The 19,801-nt window shown below is 46.2% G+C and carries 19 protein-coding genes, 2 tRNA genes and 1 other annotated feature; of the genes, 10 read left to right on the plus strand and 11 right to left on the minus strand.

Features of this window, described 5'->3' with window-relative positions; genetic code table 11:
- Positions 1-212: 212 nt before the first annotated feature.
- The 3 genes from JGK36_RS26905 to JGK36_RS26915 all read right to left on the minus strand — a co-directional run bounded on the left by JGK36_RS26905 (position 213) and on the right by JGK36_RS26915 (position 4,672).
- Positions 213-401 (minus strand): hypothetical protein, encoded by a 189-nt coding sequence (locus tag JGK36_RS26905; RefSeq protein ID WP_293186754.1) that lies wholly within the window; start codon positions 399-401, stop codon positions 213-215.
- Positions 402-450: 49 nt separating this feature from the next.
- Entirely contained in the window at positions 451-2,214 is a 1,764-nt protein-coding gene (locus JGK36_RS26910) for a DMT family transporter (protein WP_293199059.1), read from the minus strand.
- Positions 2,215-3,259: 1,045 nt separating this feature from the next.
- A complete protein-coding gene (locus JGK36_RS26915; protein ID WP_293199057.1) occupies positions 3,260-4,672 on the minus strand; it encodes an inorganic phosphate transporter in 1,413 nt (470 codons plus the stop codon).
- 67 nt (positions 4,673-4,739) lie between these two features.
- Here JGK36_RS26915 and rplS point away from each other — a divergent pair, with 67 nt between their 5' ends.
- The 9 genes from rplS (at position 4,740) to rplL (ending at position 9,369) form a co-directional block, all read left to right on the plus strand.
- Positions 4,740-5,126: a 50S ribosomal protein L19 gene (gene rplS, locus JGK36_RS26920; protein WP_293186751.1), complete on the plus strand. Its 387-nt coding sequence runs from the start codon at positions 4,740-4,742 to the stop codon at positions 5,124-5,126.
- A 134-nt stretch (positions 5,127-5,260) separates the two neighbouring features.
- Positions 5,261-5,333, plus strand: a tRNA-Trp gene (locus JGK36_RS26925).
- A complete protein-coding gene (locus tag JGK36_RS26930; protein WP_293186750.1) occupies positions 5,304-5,513 on the plus strand; it encodes a hypothetical protein in 210 nt (69 codons plus the stop codon). Before JGK36_RS26925 ends, JGK36_RS26930 begins: the two co-directional genes overlap by 30 nt.
- Before the next feature lie 152 nt (positions 5,514-5,665).
- Complete coding sequence (secE, locus tag JGK36_RS26935) at positions 5,666-5,899, plus strand: preprotein translocase subunit SecE (RefSeq protein WP_293128199.1); 234 nt, start codon at positions 5,666-5,668, stop codon at positions 5,897-5,899.
- The gene (nusG, locus tag JGK36_RS26940) at positions 5,896-6,534 is read left to right on the plus strand and encodes a transcription termination/antitermination protein NusG (RefSeq protein ID WP_293186749.1); all 639 of its coding nucleotides are present in this window, start codon (positions 5,896-5,898) and stop codon (positions 6,532-6,534) included. The genes secE and nusG overlap by 4 nt, the downstream gene beginning before the upstream one ends.
- A gap of 3 nt (positions 6,535-6,537) precedes the next feature.
- Positions 6,538-6,963: a 50S ribosomal protein L11 gene (gene rplK / locus JGK36_RS26945; RefSeq protein WP_006635588.1), complete on the plus strand. Its 426-nt coding sequence runs from the start codon at positions 6,538-6,540 to the stop codon at positions 6,961-6,963.
- A 292-nt stretch (positions 6,964-7,255) separates the two neighbouring features.
- Positions 7,256-7,969: a 50S ribosomal protein L1 gene (gene rplA, locus JGK36_RS26950; protein WP_293186747.1), complete on the plus strand. Its 714-nt coding sequence runs from the start codon at positions 7,256-7,258 to the stop codon at positions 7,967-7,969.
- Between the two features lie 109 nt (positions 7,970-8,078).
- Positions 8,079-8,250, plus strand: a sequence feature (ribosomal protein L10 leader region).
- Between the two features lie 29 nt (positions 8,251-8,279).
- On the plus strand, positions 8,280-8,864 hold the full coding sequence (rplJ, locus tag JGK36_RS26955) for a 50S ribosomal protein L10 (RefSeq protein ID WP_293186746.1): 585 nt from the start codon (positions 8,280-8,282) through the stop codon (positions 8,862-8,864).
- 118 nt (positions 8,865-8,982) lie between these two features.
- Positions 8,983-9,369 (plus strand): 50S ribosomal protein L7/L12, encoded by a 387-nt coding sequence (gene rplL, locus JGK36_RS26960; RefSeq protein ID WP_293186745.1) that lies wholly within the window; start codon positions 8,983-8,985, stop codon positions 9,367-9,369.
- Between the two features lie 206 nt (positions 9,370-9,575).
- Here rplL and crtD read toward each other — a convergent pair whose 3' ends face one another.
- The 7 genes from crtD to JGK36_RS26995 all read right to left on the minus strand — a co-directional run bounded on the left by crtD (position 9,576) and on the right by JGK36_RS26995 (position 18,179).
- Positions 9,576-11,165 carry a C-3',4' desaturase CrtD gene (gene crtD / locus JGK36_RS26965; RefSeq protein ID WP_293199055.1) on the minus strand — a complete coding sequence of 530 codons (1,590 nt, stop codon included), beginning with the start codon at positions 11,163-11,165 and terminating at the stop codon, positions 9,576-9,578.
- A gap of 179 nt (positions 11,166-11,344) precedes the next feature.
- Positions 11,345-11,782 (minus strand): hypothetical protein, encoded by a 438-nt coding sequence (locus tag JGK36_RS26970; protein WP_293201197.1) that lies wholly within the window; start codon positions 11,780-11,782, stop codon positions 11,345-11,347.
- Positions 11,737-12,588: a ribbon-helix-helix protein, CopG family gene (locus JGK36_RS26975; protein WP_293201199.1), complete on the minus strand. Its 852-nt coding sequence runs from the start codon at positions 12,586-12,588 to the stop codon at positions 11,737-11,739. The genes JGK36_RS26970 and JGK36_RS26975 overlap by 46 nt, the downstream gene beginning before the upstream one ends.
- A gap of 70 nt (positions 12,589-12,658) precedes the next feature.
- Entirely contained in the window at positions 12,659-12,916 is a 258-nt protein-coding gene (locus JGK36_RS26980; RefSeq protein ID WP_293185880.1) for a hypothetical protein, read from the minus strand.
- 220 nt (positions 12,917-13,136) lie between these two features.
- Positions 13,137-14,426: a response regulator gene (locus tag JGK36_RS26985; protein ID WP_293191598.1), complete on the minus strand. Its 1,290-nt coding sequence runs from the start codon at positions 14,424-14,426 to the stop codon at positions 13,137-13,139.
- A gap of 15 nt (positions 14,427-14,441) precedes the next feature.
- On the minus strand, positions 14,442-16,919 hold the full coding sequence (locus JGK36_RS26990; RefSeq protein ID WP_293198629.1) for an MASE1 domain-containing protein: 2,478 nt from the start codon (positions 16,917-16,919) through the stop codon (positions 14,442-14,444).
- Positions 16,920-17,270: 351 nt separating this feature from the next.
- Entirely contained in the window at positions 17,271-18,179 is a 909-nt protein-coding gene (locus tag JGK36_RS26995; RefSeq protein ID WP_293185883.1) for a phosphodiester glycosidase family protein, read from the minus strand.
- Between the two features lie 200 nt (positions 18,180-18,379).
- On the opposite strand from JGK36_RS26995, the gene JGK36_RS27000 reads away from it, so the two are divergent.
- Positions 18,380-19,177, plus strand: coding sequence for a pentapeptide repeat-containing protein (locus JGK36_RS27000; protein ID WP_293185884.1), 798 nt, complete (start codon positions 18,380-18,382; stop codon positions 19,175-19,177).
- A 464-nt stretch (positions 19,178-19,641) separates the two neighbouring features.
- Here JGK36_RS27000 and JGK36_RS27005 read toward each other — a convergent pair.
- Positions 19,642-19,726: transfer RNA gene (locus tag JGK36_RS27005), tRNA-Ser, on the minus strand.
- Positions 19,727-19,801 lie beyond the last annotated feature (75 nt).

Raw genomic sequence — 19,801 nt, forward strand, 5'->3', positions numbered from 1 at the left:
TCTGGTGATGAATCTTTCTGCCAGGGTACGGCAGGCTTTTTGGCTTTTTTTCTGTCTATTTCATAACAAAAACCTTTTTTGATGTTTTTTGGCTTAAATTATTGGTAAAAGCTATGTTTCGCCAGAACAAGATTGATAAAACTTATATTGTCGAGGCGATCTCAAATTCACTCATCTTTCTAAATGCTGTTTTCTGACTTTTTCAGCAAGCCCTAATTAGTAATCAAAATGGGATGACTCGCATTCCCCGCTACAAACACTTTATAAAACAAGTTCGTAGTGAGGAATTTATTCCTCAAAATCCTAGGACTAAAGTCCTCACTACCAACAGCAGTTTTTACCAGAAAGAATTGGTTTAAAGGCTCTTCCTTGTAGGGAGAAATTAAAATCAGACGATTCATTACTCCAATCCTCTTCCTTCCTTTGTCAACTATCAACTGTCAACTGAACTTAAGTAGCCTTTTTCTGAGGAGCTACCATGCGTTCTACACTCATCGCAGCCACGCTCAATGTCACCACAGCCATGCCGAGAATTGCTACAGGCTGCAACTTTTCATTGATAATTATAAACCCGAAGAGTGCTGTCATCGCCGGGCCCAAAGTGCCAATTACTGACGCTAAGGCCGCCCCCGCGAACCGGATGGCAAAATTGTTCAAAAGATAGCTAAATAGTGTCAGTACGCCTAAAACAACGCCTCCCACAATCAAACCAGGCCAAACATTTTGGTCGATTTTCGGAGCCAGATTCTCTGACAGCGGTACCCACAAACTCAGGGACGAAAATACAAAAATCGCGCCGAAATTAACTAAACTAAAAGGAATCGGGTGCAGTTTGCCGGCGGCCATTTGAGTTAGCAATACGTAACCTGCAAAGGTAATCCCAGAAGCCAGTGCAGCGGCGACTCCTACCTCGACATTGCCACCGCCAGGAGCTGGCGCAGCAAAACTCGGCGATCCAACTAAAATCAGACCTGCGGTAATCCCCAACATCGCCAAAAAGCCGATCGTACTCGGACGAGCGCCAAACAAGAACCAAGAACCCAGTACGGTGACGATCGGGTAAATAAAGAAAATTGTAATAGCAATCCCCGCCGGAATATTGCCGATCGCCAAATAAATCAAAACCTGAGACAAAAACAGAAAAAATGCGCTTCCTAAAACCTTGCTCCACAAAGATAGATCGCGCGAGTAGAAAAACCGTTTAAGATCTTTCCAGACAGAAGGATACAGAAATGTTGCCAATACTGGCATCAAAGCCATCACCACGATCAGCCGCATCAACAAAATCAACAGAGAATTTCCAAAACCCCGAGTCACCACCCCATCAAGCTCAAACACGCCAAAAATCATCCGAGGATTTCTGCTTTTAATTAGAATTCTCAAACAAACATTAAACAGCGACAATACCACCGCCGAAGACAAAGCCAGAATCAAACCTGCTTGCACTTGAGAAGTGGCTGTTGCGACTGCCGCAGGCGCTGCTGAAGGCTGTGGAAAGGCTTGCCGCGGCGCATCCGCAGGTGTTGGCGGCAAAACTTGCGGGCGGATAGAATTAGTTGCTTCCTCGGGATAGGAATCTTGAGCGTCGAAAGGATTGTCAAGATATTCTTCTTCTACGAGTTCTTCCCGAATGCGGTTGACGAGATTTTGTAGCAGTTCTTCCCCTTGGAGTTCGAGGGTTTTCATGTTGTTGAGCCGCATGGATAGCTCGCTTTCATAGCTGCTCAAATCTTGTTCTAGCATCTGGAAACTGCGATCTATCCGTTCATCGAGCGCCGCCAATAACTCCGAGGCCCGTTCGTCATAGTTGCTAGGGGGCATGGGTATGGGGAATTCGCCGCTGGGAATTGGGCTGCTGAGAGAATGGCCCGAGTTAGCGCTGAGTTCGTTGAACCGCTGCACCAACAAATCCTGCAAATTGTGAGCCAAAACTTGAGCCAACTGCTTCAGCCACAATTGCTGCTGCTGAATGTATCGCCCAGACAGAGATTCCATTTGCTGAGACTGCAATTTGCGATATTGCTCCCGGAGGCCTTCAATATCTTCAATCAGGTGATTTTTTTCAGTTTGCAGCCGAGTAATGTCCTGGTTTAACTGACCTTTGACATTTTCATGCAAAGCGTCCAGTTCCTGCATCACTGAGTTGAGGACTTGTTCTGCTGATTGTGCATCCCCTGCGTCGCCTTTTGGCGAGTATCTGTTCCGGTTCGCCATTAGCCTATAACCTCTAATTTAAACTGCACGAGAGAGTGTTCTTAAGTATTTTGGCTGCATCAGGTCGCAAGTTCTAGTGAGTTGGTCTCAAAGATTGCGGACGCTGTTGAATCTATGGTAGTCGCTGAGCTAGAAATGTTAGAAAATTGCGTGAAGCGAAGCTATCCCGCTCTTAATCGCCCCAAGAACACTTTGTGCAATTAGAAATCATACTACAGCTTGACCTCTGCACCGATTGCTCCGGGTAATTCTCGCCTCTAACTCACCCGCCTCGCCAGCCGGATAACCTCTTCCCCGACAACTAAAGTTGAGGGTAGGGCCGAGACTCCTCACCCCTAAAGGCATAATTTGAGCATTAAATGGCTAGAAACCGGGTTTCTGGGCCCAAGTCTCTCACACACTCTTGCACCCGGATTTTTGATATTAAAATTTCCGATCTTGCGATCGCCAAAGTTTGAAGAGGCGATCGCACCCTCAAAAGCAACCTGTCTCATCAAAAAACTAACACATCCCATTCTCCAAGGGCAACAGATCTGGCATCTAAAAATTCTGACAATTGCTTTACGATAAGAATTTGGTTTAAAGCCCCAAGCGCGATCGGAAGAGCTTAAAATCAGACGATTCATTACTCCAATCTTCTGACTTCCTTTGTCAACTATCAACTATCAACTATCAACTGATTTTCTTTTTCAACCATCAACCATCAACTGTTAACTGAATGAAAAGCGATCGCCAAAGCCTGAATATTTCAGACTAAGCCGAAGTGTTTATTTTTCCGGCATCATTTGCCCAGCAACGCCTGTGGTTTCTAGACTAATACTCACCGTAAAACACTTTATACAATTTAGTAACAGCACTGAGATTCAGTTGAGAAAGCCCTGTATGGAAGTGCTGGCTTGACAGCTAAAGCATTGTTTGGAGAAGGAAATTATCGCGGTTCTCAAAAAAGTGAGGTATGCCCACGGATGCCTATGCCCTATGCCCTATGCCCTATGCCCAGTCGTACTTCATCTTTCGCTTGAAAGGCTATACACACCTATCGCGTTCATTTAACTAAAATCCATTGGGCGATGCTGAAAATGCTAGCACCCAAACCGGCGGCGATCGGGATTGTCACCACCCAAGCCGAACCAATTGACTGCAAAGTTTTCCAGCGTACCGATTTCCAACCTTTAATCAGCCCGACTCCCACAACTGCACCCACTAAAGCGTGGGATGTGGAAACCGGCAAACCCAAGCGAGATGCTAATAATACTGTGGTAGCTGTGGCTAATTCCGCGCAAAATCCGCCGCTGGGTTGCAGTTGGATGATGTTTTCCCCGACTGTAGCGATCACTTTTTGACCCCAAATGGCTAAACCGATGACGATTCCTGCGCCTCCGAGGACTAAAATCCACAGGGGAACGTTAAAATCTTCTAGGGGAAAGGAGCCTGTGCGCTGGATGTAGGCGATCGCAGCTAAAGGCGCAACGGCATTCCCTACGTCGTTGGAACCGTGTGCAAATGCCACAAAACAAGCGCTCAACACTTGAAATCTCGCCATCTGTTGCTCGATGGAAGAGTGAGGGAGAGGGGGAGATGGGGAGAGGGGGAGAGTGGGAGATGGGGAGAGGGGGAGAGTGGGAGATGGGGAGAATATTTCCTCTTGCTTATTCTTTCTATCTGTTACATCCCGCACATTGCTCGCTGCCGAACCTTCTTTCTCTAACTTTTTCCAGCTATTGAGGGAAAGCCCGATCGCAGCAATACTCCCGATAGCAATCGCAATATCGTGAATTGGCAGATTCCAGCCAAGTCGATCGCGCGCGAAGTCGATCGCGCCTGTCTGCACCAAAGCCACATCCACAACAGACGGCAATACAATTATCCCAAATACACTCAGCAGCGCTGCACTCAGCCAAGGTATCCACTCGCGCAGTTGAAATAGAGGATCGGGGCGATCGAGAATCCAATGCTTCACCCCACTATAAAATAGTGCAGCTAAAGCACCGCTAGCAAAAGGTGTCGCCACCCAAGTTAACGAAATCCTGCCGATAGTCGGCCAATCAACCGCATGAATTCCCGCTGCTACCCAGCTAAAACCTGCGATCGCACCTACCACCGCATGAGACGAAGAAACTGGCAAACCTAGACTGGTAGCAATTTGCAGCCACAAGCCACAAGCTGCTAGCACTGACACCATCCCGATCAAAAATACCTGCGGTTTGTCTGCGAACACTTCTGCATTCACAACTCCTGTTGCTAGAGTTTCGGAAACTCCTTGCCCGAACAGCACGGCACCAGCAAACTCTAGTATGCCTGCAACAATTATTGCTTGCCGCAGCGTGAGCGCCTTCGATCCTACCGATGTCCCCATCGAGTTCGCGACATCGTTAGCCCCCAAGTTGGCGGCGACGTACAAAGCTAGTATCGCGATCGCCCCGAGTTGCAGAAATACGACCAAGGAAGTATTTAACATAGAAGTTTTTTGAGATAAAACTGGCAGTTCGATATATGATAGGGGATTGTGAGTTTTGGAAAATTTTATGAAAGGCGCAGCAGAAATAATCCGTTCGATCGAGACGGAAGAAATAAATAGAGTCAAGGTAGAACTAAGCAAAGTTCTACCAGAAATTTACGTAGGCGACACCGTGCGCGTCGGCGTGAGAATTAAAGAGGGCGCGAAAGAACGGGTTCAACCCTACGAAGGGACTGTGATTGCCATGCGTAACGGCGGCATTAATGAAACAATCACTGTGCGCCGCGTGTTTCAAGGCGTCGGCGTGGAACGGGTGTTTTTGATTCACTCGCCCCGCATCGCTACTGTTCAAGTCATGCGCCGCGGTAAAGTCCGTAGAGCAAAACTTTACTACCTGCGCGATCGCGTCGGCAAAGCTACTCGCGTCAAACAGCGGTTCGATCGCTCCCTGTAGGAATGCACCCAGCTTCCTCTTGGAGAGACAGAAAATGGGAAATTGAAAAATTCAAAAAAAAGTTTCCCATTTCCGAGCGCACTGTGTTAAAATAGAAATCTAGAGGTTAAGCGAATTTCAGCAACCTCACCTGTGCGCTCTTAGTTCAGTTGGTAGAACGCAGGTCTCCAAAACCTGATGTCGGGGGTTCAAGTCCTCCAGGGCGCGCTGAATCACCAAAATTTTAATTCTGCCCGAAAGCGCCCGGATAATTGGCTGGAAACAGCCGAAACCGCAGACTTTCGGGTAGAATTAATTTTTGTGGGCGGTTCGCAACAAAGGCCATCAACAAATGCTCGGTGTTGCTTCTCGATCGCCTTTGAGGGCGATCGGCACATACACCGTTAGATGGGTTGAGCTTGTAAAAAAGTGCTGGCTTTGGATTTGAGATTTTGGACTTGGGCGTAAGTGGTTAGTGTCAAAAAATCAGATAGCCGCGAGCCACTCACAAAATCTAAAATCTGAAATCTAAAATCTGAAATCGGAAGGGGGATTCGATCGTGGCGAAAAAAGACGAAGCTCAAGAAACTCAAGAAATGACTGCGCCTGGGTTCGATCCTGCGGGTTTTTTTAAGGAAACTAGAGAAGAACTCGACAAAGTGGTCTGGCCGAGCCGCCAGCAGCTAATTAGCGAGTCTTTGGCCGTGCTTTTGATGGTAATCCTCTCAGCAAGCCTGATCTATTTGGTGGATAACTTCTTTAACTGGGGCGCAGGAAAGGTGTTTGGGCCATGACTTTTGCATCAGAAGAATCTGATTATTCCACAGAAACGACGGGACAGGCAGCATCGCCAGATGTGCCGGAGATTCAGGCTCGCTGGTATGCTGTTCAGGTAGCCTCAGGCTGCGAGAAGCGCGTGAAGGCAAACTTGGATCAGCGGATTCAAACTTTGGATGTTGCCGATCGCATCGTTCAAGTCGAAATTCCGCAAACTCCAGCGATCAAAGTCGGCAAAGACGGTTCCCGGCGCCAGTCAGATGAGAAAATTTTCCCCGGCTACGTACTCATCCGTATGTATATGGACGAGGATACGTGGCAGGTGATTAAAAATACCCCGAATGTAATTAATTTTGTCGGGGCAGAGCAAAAACGCCGCTACGGGCGCGGCAGGGGTCACGTCAAACCGCTACCTCTGAGTCATTCGGAAGTAGAACGGATCTTCAGAAACGCTCAGGAATCAGAACCAGTTGTCAAAGTATCGATGGCGACAGGAGACCACGTTGTGGTACTTTCCGGGCCGTTTAAGGATTTTGAAGGTGATGTGATTGAAGTTAGCCCGGAACGGAACAAGCTCAAAGTTTTACTCTCGATTTTTGGGCGCGATACGCCTGTAGAATTAGAGTTCAATCAGGTTCAGAAACAGAACTAACTAATGGCAAAGAAAGTTGTTGCAGTAATTAAGTTGGCGATTACAGCGGGAAAAGCCAACCCAGCTCCTCCTATCGGCCCAGCCTTGGGTCAGCACGGCGTCAATATCATGATGTTTTGCAAGGAGTACAATGCTAGAACCGCAGACCAAGCAGGTCTCGTGGTTCCGGTAGAAATTTCGGTTTTTGAAGACCGCAGTTTTACGTTTATTCTCAAAACCCCCCCGGCGTCGGTTTTGATTCAAAAGGCTGCTGGTATTGCTAAGGGTTCGGGTGAACCTAATCGCAAGCAAGTAGGGACAATCACACAGGCTCAGTTGCGAGAAATCGCTGAAACTAAGATGCCTGACCTTAATGCTAATGATGTTGAAGCTGCTATGAAAATTGTAGCGGGAACAGCTAAAAACATGGGCGTGGCGATCGCTGATTAAAGTCAGTTGACAGTTGACAGTTGACAGTTGACAGTTGTCAGTTGACTCCGAAAGCAGTTGGCAGTTGGCAGCAATCAATCGTCAGAATCGGAAAAATTTTAGATTGGCAACGATCGGCTGATAAGTTCAATCGAAAATCTAAAATCTAAAATCCAAAATCGCAAGTCGATTCAGGGGGAGAAGCAAAGCTTCGCTAGGAATCGCAAATGTTTTAGATTTGAAATGACCGAAACGGCTCAATTCTTAAATCTAAAATCTCACATCTCAAATCTACTAACCCCAAAAAATAACAATGGCAAAGAAAGTATCGCGAAGATTGCAAGAACTTCAAAAGAAAGTTGAAGAGAGACCTTACCTACCGCTGGAAGCTCTGCAACTTTTGAAAGAAACAGCAACCGCTAAGTTTGGCGAATCTGCTGAAGCTCACATCCGTTTGGGAATTGACCCGAAATATACTGACCAACAGTTGCGGACAACTGTATCGCTGCCAAAAGGAACTGGTCAAGTAGTCAGAATTGCGGTGATTGCTAAGGGCGAAAAAGTTAAAGAAGCTCTGAATGCCGGCGCAGATATTGCTGGTTCTGAAGAGTTGATCGAGGAAATTCAAAAGGGCATGATGGACTTCGATTGTCTGATTGCGACTCCAGATGTGATGCCGTTGGTGGCAAAATTGGGTCGGTTGTTGGGCCCGCGCGGCTTGATGCCTTCTCCAAAAGGCGGCACAGTGACGACTGACATTGCTCGGGCGATCGACGAATTCAAAGGTGGTAAACTAGAATTCCGTGCCGATCGCACAGGCATCGTTCATGTTATGTTTGGCAAGGCAGCTTTCTCAGCGGAAGATTTGCTGGTCAACCTTCATGCTTTGCAAGAAACTGTTGACCGCAACCGTCCTTCTGGTGCGAAAGGTCGCTACTGGCGCAGTTTGTACGTATCCGCAACTATGGGCCCATCGATCGAAGTCGATATCAGTGCTCTGCGCGATACCAAACTTGATGCTGCTTAGCAAGAATTAAGCCGAAGGCAGAAAGTAAAAGACAGCTTCGGCTGTCTGTGTAAATCTCTCACGAGATTTGCTGCATACCCTTGCTAATGTCTGCCGGATGGTGATAGCCTAATCAAAAATCAATAAGCTGAAGACCGCAGGTGCCGAGTGCTTAATTTCCTGCCGAGGCTGAAGAAATAAAAACTCAAGAAAATCAATTAAAAAGTTCTATCTTTTAATTCCTAATTCTTAATTTTTAATTCTCTGCCCCGGCTATAAGGTTGGGGTTTTTGATTGGCAGTTTGAGATCCTAAAAGGAGGTGAAATTAGTATGGGCAAAAGTTTAGCAGTAAAAAATGAGATTATTGCAGACCTCAAGCAAACCTTGAGCGAATCTCAACTGGTAATCGCGATCGACTACAAAGGCTTAACTGTTGCTGAAATCACAGATTTGCGGCGGCGTTTGCGTCCCAAAGGCAGCAGTTGCCAAGTGGCAAAAAACACGCTAATGCGAATTGCTGTTGAAGGCAATGAAACATGGCAGCCGATACAGGAATTGCTGACAGGTACGTCGGCATTTATGTTCGTGCAAGAAGATATTGGCGGCGCGATTAAGGCTTACCAAGAATTCCAAAAAGCTTCCAAGAAGACTGAAGTTCGCGGCGGCGTGATGGAAGGACGGGTGCTGAAACAAGATGATGTTAAGGCATTAGCGGATCTGCCGTCGAAGGAACAACTCATGGCTCAAATTGCTGGCGCTATCAACGGTGTCGCAACCAAGTTGGCTGTGGGTATCAATCAAGTTCCTACTTCGATCGCACGCGGTCTCAAAGCTTATGCTGAAAAAGACGGCGATGCAGCAGAAGCACCAGCAGAAGCAGAAGCACCAGCAGAAGCAGAAAGCGTATCTGCTTAGATAGTTTTGAGTTTTGAATTGTGAGTTTTGAATTGAGAAATCTCGAACTAGAAAATCACAACTGACAACTGACAACTGACAACTGACAATTAATCAAATCGAACTAGGAGTTCAAAAAATGTCTACTGCAACCGACGAAATCTTAGAAAAACTGAAGACTCTGAGCTTGCTCGAAGCTTCTGAATTGGTCAAGCAAATTGAAGAAGCTTTTGGCGTTAGCGCTGCTGCTCCTGTAGGCGGCATGATGATGATGGGCGGCCCTGCTGCTGCTGCTGAAGAAGTAGAAGTACAAACTGAGTTTACTGTCATGTTGGAAGAAGTTCCTGCTGACAAGAAAATCGCAATTCTGAAGGAAGTCCGCGCAATTACCGGTTTGGGTCTGAAGGAAGCGAAAGACTTGGTAGAAGCCGCACCTAAGGCAGTTAAGGAAGCTATTGCTAAGGAAGCTGCTGAAGAATTGAAGAAGCAGCTTGAAGCTGTGGGCGCAAAGATTTCTATCAAGTAGTCATAGAGTCTAGAAAACTCGGCGGTTGAAACCGCGTCTATACAGACAAAACCCGCCTCCGCGGGTTCAAGATTCGGCGGTTTGAACCGCCGTCTTTTTCTTGAGTCCGCGGAGGCGGACATTGTTTTTGTAGACGCGGTTTCAACCGCCCTCTGATCTGATCTTCGTTCGTGTAGACGCGGTTTCAACCGCCCTCTGATCTGCGATCAAAACTCCGCCTCCATCTGCCGCACGACAGTTAAAGCAGAATAGGAAACACCGGCAGTTCCTTCTCCGGGATGGGTGGAGTCGCCGACTAACCAGAGGTTTTTAATTGGCGTGCGGTTGGCAAATCCGAAAGGGCCGAAGGTTGGTATTCGCTGGCCGATGCCGCCGACAACGCCTTTATCTCTCGCTGTGTAGCGGGCAAAGGTGCAAGGTGTTGCTGATTCTTGATGTACAATTTTTTCGGGTGTCAAATTGAAATATTCGCTCAAACGGGCGATCGCACCTTCAGCGTATTTTTGCTTCAATCCTTCATAATCAGCGGAATTCCACCACATTCGAGTATCAGTAAAAGACGAAGCGATAATTGTCGCCATTCCCTGCGGTGCTCGGCCATCGCCCGCATGACTGACGGAAACAAATAACGAATTATTCTCACCAATCTCGCCGTCGTAGTCGTAGAGAAACTGAAGATGCGGCGGACAATTTGCCGGAATTGCGCTTTCATGCACTCCCAAATATATCACAAATGCGCCGGATGCGGGCGGCAATTTATCAACTCGATGTTTGTAGCCTGCCATTTGATTTGGCAGTTGGTTTGTGGTCTCGGAATTATCTGTTAAAGTTTCTAAAACAGGCTCGCTTGACATCAATTTAACTAGATTTTGCGCGGTGACGTTGGCAACAATGCGATCGCAAATTTCTGTCCAAACTTCGCCTGTTTTTTGATTGCGAATCACTGTGCCGGTGGCTTGGCCGTTAGTGGTGACAATACTTTCGACTGTATGCCGCAACAAAACTTTGCCGCCGTAAAGCTCGATCGCACTTACCAGGCGATCGCTCAACACCTGCATACTTCCTTGTAAATGATACAATCCCTGCGGCTCTTGGGAAACTCCTAAAGCCGTCGCCGCGTACAGCAGCGCCGTTTCTTCGGTATCAACTTGGGAATACAATTTTAACTGCAAATCCAGAAAAGTTCTCAAGCGCAAATTGTCGCCCAAACCGCACAAGCGCAAAGCATCTCCCACCGTCATAAAAGTGAAAGGCAAAGTAATTAAAGTATCGGGGCGAACTGCTTGAATTAATTGCCAGAAATCCCAGAAGTTTCTGGGCGGTAAAACTGGATCGCGCCCTTGAAATTTCCAGCTAGCTTGGAACAATGTAGATAATAATTGCCAAAAAGGTTCGCTTCCGGGGAATTGTTTTTGTCTTTCTGACTGCCATTTTTGCGGATCTCGCCACACGCTAATCGGTGTCGTTTCTCCCGGCAAAAATACCGCACAAGCGGGATCGCAGGGTGTGGCGGGGGGAAGTTCGATGTTTAATTCTGAGAAAATTCGGTGGTGAATGCCTCCGGGTTCCAAGCCTGCAACCTGCGTGGCGCCGACATCGAAGGTAAAGCCTTTGCGTTTGAAGGTGGAAGCGCATCCTCCGGGGACGATCGCCTGATCTAAGACTAATACTTTGTATCCTCTATGGGCAAGCAAGGCTGCTGCTGTCAGCCCGCCGATGCCGGCGCCAATTACTGTGACGCGGCCCTTGCTGTCTGTTGCACTGGATTTGCTTTGACGGGTGCGATCGGTCATCATAATTTATTTATTGTAATATTTCTTAATATTATGGTCATATTTGGCCATAAAAAGCTCTTGTAGCGACAGGTTCAAATCTATCGCTACAAGAGGAAGGAGGCCGAGTTTAGAGGACGTTTTAGGGGTAAAGTGCTCCGGGCGCACCCGAAACGTTAGACTGTGGCGTGCTGATGAGAAAATCAGGGACGGCGCCACTTGTTGAGATAAGCTTCGCCAATCCCAGCCACAGCTTGCATTTGAACTAGCTGTTCCCGTAAAGCTTTGATTGTTTTTAGCTGTTCTTGAGACTCTTGCTGCAAAGCCTCGTAATTTAGCTGTTTCGCAGCACTTTGGCTTAATTGATCTTTTAGAGAGTGGAACTCGGTGAGTTGAACTTGCAAGTTGCCGATCGCACTTGACTTTTCTGCTAACTCCTGCTGCAAAGCTTCGTAACTTGACTTCGATACAGTTTCCTGCAATTGGCTTTCGAGATTTTGCTTTTCGGTAGCGAATTGCTGCTGTAAAGATGCGATCGCACTTTCTTTTTCGCCCAATTGATGCTGCAAAGATTCCAAATCGCTCGACTTGGAGGCTAGTTGCTGCTGCAATTCGTTAGCCCAATGTTCTTTTTCGCCCAATGCTGCAATTCGTTAGCCCAATGTTCTTTTTCGCCCAATTGATGCTGCAAAGATTCCAAATTGCTCGACTTGGAGGCTAGTTGCTGCTGCAATCCGTTAGCCAAATGTTCTTTTTCGGCGAATTGATGCTGCAAAGATTCCAAATTGCTCGACTTGGAGGCTAGTTGCTGCTGCAATTCGTTAGCCAAATGTTCTTTTTCGGCGAATTGATGCTGCAAAGATTCGTAACTTGACTTCGATACAGTTTCCTGCAATTGAGCTTCGAGAGTTTGCTTGTCAGCTAATTGCTGCTGCAATTCGGCGATCGCACTTTCGCCTTCGCTCAACTGCTGCTGTAAAGATTCGTAACTTGACTTCGATACAGTTTCCTGCAATTGAGCTTCGAGATTTTGCTTGTCAGCTAATTGCTGCTGCAATTCGGCGATCGCACTTTCGCCTTCGCTCAACTGCTGCTGTAAAGATTCGTAACTTGCTTCGAGGGGATTTGACTGTACGCTTACCGAGTCCAATAGGGTTTCTGCCGTTATAGCGTCATTAATGTCGCTTTCTTCGGCTGTTTCCCCTTCCAACTCAGCGGTATCGACCGCAGTTTCTTCACCTTTTTTCCAAGTGACACTAACTTGACTCTTGTCTTTAGAAATATCCAGAGCGCCTTTTGCCAAGCGTTCTAGGAGTTCTGACCTTGATATTCCCAGCTTTCGAGCGATCGCGTTCAATCGATCGGCACTAGAAGGAGTCAGCGAAAGTCCGACTTTGACTTTGCTTTCTGGATTTGAACTAACTACATTGCGATTTTTTTTGACCATTGGCATTTTCCTCATGCCAACCTACACTTATTAGTATAGTGGCTGAAGTTTCTATTAAAATCAATTTTTGTTACATACCAATTGTGGCAGCTTCTGTTCCCAATCTAACAAAAAACTGTGAATATACTCGCTTAGTCGATTCCTCGCCGCAGAACCGCTTCAACATTCCCCGGCCCGGTTTTTTTTCGGCACGATACCGCAGATAGCACAGTTGAGCTTGTAAAATACTATCTAAATTTGAGCTACCTGTCACGGCTTGGGCGCGATCGACCAAATCCAACTCAGCAGCCAGATAGTCTTTCAAGGTTACGAAAACGCCAGTCTTCACAACTTCCGTTGTTTCCTAAGGGCGACTCCACAGCAACGCCGACGCGGGAAAAACTGCTGGGCTTCCTCGGTCAAATCGCCACCCCAAGAGAGGTACGGTTGATGAGCTTGTAAAAATTGTGCGATCGACCGATTTAGTTAAGTTTGAGTAAGTTTTACAAAGCAGGCTGCACATCAAGAACAATCAAATGGCTGCGGGGGATCGTTCTAAAATTATCGCATTAATCGATCGGCAGTGCGATCGCAAATTGAGCCCCCTCACCCAACACCGAAGAGCAAGTCAAACTACCGCCGTGTATTTCTTCCACTATCTGGCGACTAATCGACAAACCCAACCCCGTCCCTTCCCCGACTAATTTTGTAGTGAACAAATGGTCAAAAATGTGTGATTTTACATCCTCTGAAATACCCTTACCATTATCTTTAATTTTTATTACCACCCTTTCTCTGTCTTGAGTTAATTCTGTAGTAATAATAATTGTATTACAAGCCACTGCAATTTCCGCAAAATTGCGTCCGTAACTGCACTCATTCACAGCATCGATCGCATTTGAAATCACATTCATAAATACCTGATTTAGTTGTCCCAAATAGCATTTTATCGGGGGAATCTCTCCATATTTTTTGATAACTTGAATTTCGGGACGAGTATCTTGAGCTTTCAGGCGGTGCTGCAAAATCATCAGCGTGCTGTCAATCCCATCGCAGATGTTAGCCGAGACTTTCACAGCCGTATCGGCGCGGGAGAAGGTTCGCAGGGAAGTGCTGATGTTGCGAAGGCGATCGCATCCCACTTCCATTGACGATAACATCTTTGCTGTATCTTTCAACACATATTCTAAATCAATGTCTGCGGCGTGGATTTCAATATCTTTACCCGGATTTGGACATTCTTGCTGATAAAGCCGCAAGTGGCGAAAGATATCTTTGATCGCCAAATTTAACTCCTTGATATTGCCATAAATAAAACCCACTGGATTGTTGATTTCGTGAGCGACACCAGCGACTAAATTGCCCAAAGCCGACATTTTTTCGCTCTGAATTAACTGAAGCTGCGATTGCTTAACTTGTATCAAAGCAGCAGTTAGTTCCGCCGTGCGATCGGCTACTCGCTGTTCTAATTCTTTATTGAGATTGCGAAGTTTTATGTGAGTGTTGACACGCGCCAATACCTCCATTTCTTCAAAAGGTTTAGTGATATAATCAACCGCACCGAGTTGAAATCCTTTAATCTTATCTGCTGTATCCGACAAAGCCGTCATAAACATCACAGGAATGTCCTTGGTAGCCTCGGATGCTTTGAGGCGGCGGCAGGTTTCAAACCCGTTAATTCCCGGCATCATCACATCCAGTAAAATTAAACTCGGCAGCGTATACTGAACTTGCTTGAGAGCTCGTTCGCCGTCAATCGCGATCGCAACTTCATAACCCGCATCCGTCAACGCCTCGGAGATGACATCCAGATTGGCGGGCGTATCATCTACCACTAAAATTAACTCAGCTTCTGACATAAATATTTTCTCCTGTTAGTTGATATGCTGGTTGAGAAAATCTTCAATTTTGTCCGATTGAAAGCTCTTTGCCAATTGCAGAATTGGCTGCATAAATTGAGTATAACTCTTGTCGAGTTGTTCGATGCGCTTAACTTCTTCAGTAAGTTTTTTCAAGCGACCCTGCTGGGCTAATTTCAGCAACAAAGCTAATTCTTCCGGTGCAGGAATTGTCATGGCTAAAGTTGCCTGAGGTGAATTAAATATAGGTTTTGGTGCTAATTGTTCGCCAGCAGATTCAATTGAGGCTGTCTCCTGATACTTCCATTCAATTTGCAAATGCTTTTGCACGATCGAAAATAATTCCTCAATTTGCACCGGCTTCGGCAGAAAATCATCGCCCCCAGCATCCAAACTTTTTTGGATGTCCATTTCATAGACAGAAGCAGACGAGACGACAGCAGGCACGTTTTTTAATGCTTCTGAACTCCGCAACAGCCGCAGCATTTCAAAGCCGTCCATCACAGGCATCCACAAATCAGCGATGATTAAATCCGGTTTTATTTGAGCTGCTTTTGCTAAGCCATCCTCGCCATTTTCAGCTTCGACTACTGCAAAACCAATTGGTTCCAGGAGGCAAACAATCACGGAACGGTTCTGCCAGTTGTCATCGACGATCAGAATTGTTTTCTGAGTTCCATGATAGCCCACAATCTTCTTCCCAGTAGCGGCTGCGGCTGCATTTGCCCAGTCAGCAGCTAAGGGAAAATTGACAGTAAAAGCGAAGGTGCTGCCGCTGCCAAAATCACTATAAACTTCAATTTTACTGTTCATTAAATTGACAATCTCGGTGCTAATTGCCAGTCCGAGTCCGGTGCCTTCTGTTTTGCGGTTGCTATCTCCTACTTGCTCAAAAGGTGTAAATATTTTTGACAGAGAATCGGGAGTCATGCCGACGCCTGTATCTTCTATTTGGAAGCGAATCAGTCGATGTTGAATTTGGGATTTGGGATTTTCGATTGCAGATTCCGCAGGTGATAAAAACTCGGGTTTTATTACTTCTATCTTGAAAGTTACGCTGCCTTTATCTGTAAATTTGACGGCATTTCCCAGTAAATTAATTAACACCTGACGCAAGCGTTTTTCATCGGCTTCTATGCCTTGGGGAAGTTCAGCATCTGGGAGATAAATCAAATCAATTTGTTTTTGTTCGGTGCGGATGCGAACAATCTCAACAATGCTTTGCAAGAAAGAGGGAAAATGAAAAACTTTCGGATGCAAATCTAATTTGCCTGCTTCAATTTTGGAGAGATCGAGAATATCATTAATCAGTGTCAAAAGATGGGAGCCACACTGGTAAATAATGTTCACGCCATTACGCTCTTTTTCTCCCCAAGATTGGGAACGGTTCATGATTTGAGCGTAGCCCAAAATCCCGTTGAGGGGAGTGCGGAGTTCGTGGCTCATATTGGCGAGAAAGTCGCTTTTCGATTGGTTGGCCGCGTCAGCCACTTCTTTGGCTTCTTGTAGTTGAGCTGTGCGTTCTTCTACTCGCTGTTCTAACTCATTATTCAGTTTTTTGAGCTTGGCTGCTGCTTGTTTATTTTCGTTAATTACCGCAGATAAAACAAAGGTGGTAACGGCTACAACACCGATAAAAGATTGCAGCAGAAACAGCGATTCGTTGAGGGAAGATCTGACAAAGGAACCCAAACCGTGGGATGTTCCAAAAACTGCGATCGCCGAAACAATCACCACCAGCAAAGTCGATTCCCGCGATGTGAATCGAAATGCCGACCAAATCAGCAGCGGAATCATCATGTATTCGAGGGGATACTGTTGCCAAAAGGCGATTTTGCTGATGACAACCAGCAACAGTAGCAAAAGTCCAAATTCTGCAATCTGCGGAGGCCGGAGTTTTTCGGACTGCCTGGGTTGCTGAGCCCAGGTCAAAATTGCTGGCGTCACAATCAGCGTACCAGCAATGATTGAGGTAAACCAACTCCGCCAAACTTCTGGGTAAGCACTCCAGGGGCTCATGCCTTGCACGCACAGTACGGTAGCCGCGAGAGTGCTGTTGACGATAGGGCTGGGTAATTGCAGCACAAAAAATCTGAAAACATCCTGGGATCTATCTAGTAAATTTCGGTATTTTACGAAGCGATTAATTAGAAAACTTGCTACTAGCAGATCGACGATATTCCCAAAAGCAGTTAAACTACTTACCAGCAAGTCTTGTGGGAAAAACATCATATATTTTACCATCAAATCGCTGATAAATAGAACAGGTAAAATCCGCCAATCCAGCAGGAGGAAAGCTGCCAAAAAAAGACCTGCTGACGGCCAAATTGCTACTGTTCCATTCTCGGATGAGATTAATAGGTATATTTTGCAAAGACCGAAGTGTATCGCAGGAATTATTAATGATGCTATGAGTATATTTTTATCCTGCACAAATTGAAACTTGCTCTTGGGTGTCTTTTTTTGTTGTCGCTGTCCTAGTAATTTTTGCATTAAAGTCAAAATTTAAACAATATTCAATTAAGCTAGTCCAGATTTATGTTGATTGGCAGTGATGCCGATCGCAATTATCGTACAATTCTAATCAGCCATCTTTCTGTCATTAGCGACTACCCATTTGTGTATGACTCTACAATTAAGCGAAAAAGCCAAAGAATTAATCCCGAAAGCCCGAATAGTCAGCTTAGCAGCCTGGGAAAATTCGCACTCTCGCGCCGAAATCTAACTCATTCAGGCTGCTGACGATGCAGGCCGTTATCTCGCCGATGAAGATTTGTAACAATTTCACTCATCCGAACCAACATCTGTTGATGCTACCAAGTTCCTGCGCGGCTGTTTGCAACCCTAATTTTCCCGCGCGTAAAACCCTAAATGATTGGAAATTGGACGCTGCTGCATGGGAATTTTGTTCTGAATCGGAGCATTCAACAGTTTTGCTCCTGAGGGCGATGCTACTGCCAAAGTTACCGATCCGCCGCCATCCAAATTTAGGACTGTATCGGCTCCTAACTGCATCGAAATCTCTGTTATTTCGCTCAACTTCAGCCCTTCACTGTACATCCTCTGCTTGCCGTCTGCGAGAATGAACCACAATTTTTCGCCTGTTTTATCGATCGCCACAACTGTTCGCGGATAAGGTTTATCATCCTTGCTTTTTTCCGGGCTTTGTGCTAGGGCTTTGCCATTTTTCACCAGTACAGTATCTCCCGCAACTCCATAGGCTGTTCCCTGAGGACAAGTGCCGTTTTCGATTATTTGGGCGCGGTTGTTGGTGTCAAAACAAAGGGCGGGAAAGTGTGATTCTGGTTGAGAGTAAGCTTGGCCTTTGGAAATGGCGTGTCCGACGTTATTTACTCGATCGCCACTGCGGGGATAATAATTCCAAGGTGCTTCCTCAACGCAGGGATAAAAGAAATTGGCGTTGACTGCTAATTGCAATTTAAATTCTTTGAGGAATTCAGTAGCGATGCGGGCGTTGGTTTCGGTTAAATCGGGTGTGGCGGTTCCGGGTGTGACAAAAATTCCAATTCCTGGCGCTTTGAGGTCGATGCTAACAGTGTGAATGATGGCGGGACGCGGATTTGAGCGAAATTCCCGTCGGTAGGCGATTCCTTGAAATAGCGATCGCACTTCGTTTGTTTGTGCTGGACGCGAAAAGTAGGGAATGTTATAGATTAGTATTGGTGCGAGCAAGATTCCGAAACCGATAATATGAGAGATTTGTTTGATTTTGAGCGGATTGGTTAGTTTCATTTTGTGACGGAGATTTTTTAACGAACCGCGAAGACGCAAAGGATGCGAAGGAAGATAAGGATCGCAAATTAAATAATTTACACTCTTGAAAGTGGGATGGGCGTCCCGCCCGTCTTTCCGGGACGGGACGCCCATCCCACGAACCATCCAATTGTAAGTTATTTAATTCTCATTCCTAAGAGAGGGAAGAGTAGGGAAGTATGAATTATTCGGATGTCAATAATTTTAGCAATCAAGTTTTGTGTAATCGATCGTTCCGGGGACAAGTTCTTAACGGTGCTGATTTCGGGGGTGCGGATGTTCGTGGCTGCAATTTCAGAAATGCTCAGTTGGAAGGGGCGAATTTTATTGGTGCCAAAATCGGGCTTTCGGGGCGACAGTTTGCTGTTTTGAGTGCTGGGGCGATCGCGATTTGTGTGATTGTGGGCGATGTTCTGACTAGACTGATTTTGGGAACCCAAGGACAGGTACCGGGTTCTCGCAGTTGGCCTTTTGTGCTGTTGCTGTACGGGGTTTTGGGCGCTGCTGGTATCGCTGGGGCGATCGCCCGCACACAGCCACCAACGTCAAAAGTGGGTAGATTGGCGGGAACAATTTCTGCTATTCTATCAGGGGCTTTGTTGGGATTTTTCTATGCTGGGACTGCAACTAAGAATAATTCTCAGGCTGCTCTTGCTGGAATGGCGATCGGCGGTGTGTTAATGTTTTTTGTGAGTTCCCGGATGCGGCATCAATTTGCTAAAATTGCGATCGTAGCTGCCCGAAGTGTTGCAACTTACGGAGGAGCTTTTTTGTTTTCTGCAACGGCTAGCGCTTTTCTGAGCACTCAGAAACTGTTTTTGGGTACGTGTTTCGCCTTGCTGCCGCTGCTGTATTTTTGGTTTTCCTTTGTCTCTTTCTCTGCTATTGTTCGAGAGATTGCAAATGCTGAGGGTACTTCGTTTACAGGGGCAAATCTCAGCGGTGCTAAGTTCGATCGCACTGATATTTTGCACTAATTTTAGCACCGGGCTAGAAGCCCGTTCCACAGCTATTTTATTTTAGTTATAGCCTTTCTCAAAAAGATGAGGTATGTAGTTGGGCTTGGGCCCAATACGTTTAGTGGTTATATAAGCTGTCAGTCATACCTCATCTATCTGAGAAGGGCTATAGCAACGGGCTAGAAGCCCGTTCCACAGCTATTTTATTTTAGTTAGCAACGGGCTAGAAGCCCGTTCCACAAATACTTGATTTTAGTTAGCAACGGGCTAGAAGCCCGTTCCACAAATACTTAACTTGCTGGCGGGGAGGGCTTGTAGCTTGCACCTAAAATACTCAAATAGATTCTGATTTACACTCAGAAATATAAAAGCAATCGCCCCAGGCTTTTATCAAAAAAACTCAGGGGCGATCGAATTGAAATATTTATCTCATACAAGAGATTTTTTGCAAGCTGTTTTTTTTGCCTGAACAGCTTGTGTAACGGAGAGGGAGGGATTCGAACCCTCGTTAAGTTGCCCTAAACACACTTTCCAGGCGTGCGCCTTCAACCGCTCGGCCACCTCTCCAGGGCTAAATGAATTCATTCAGCCACAGCTAAACTATCTTAGCAGAACAAATCTGATTTGGGAAGGGGTAACGGC

The sequence above is a fragment of the Microcoleus sp. PH2017_35_SFW_U_B genome (genome assembly GCF_020737865.1).
GTDB lineage: Bacteria > Cyanobacteriota > Cyanobacteriia > Cyanobacteriales > Microcoleaceae > Microcoleus.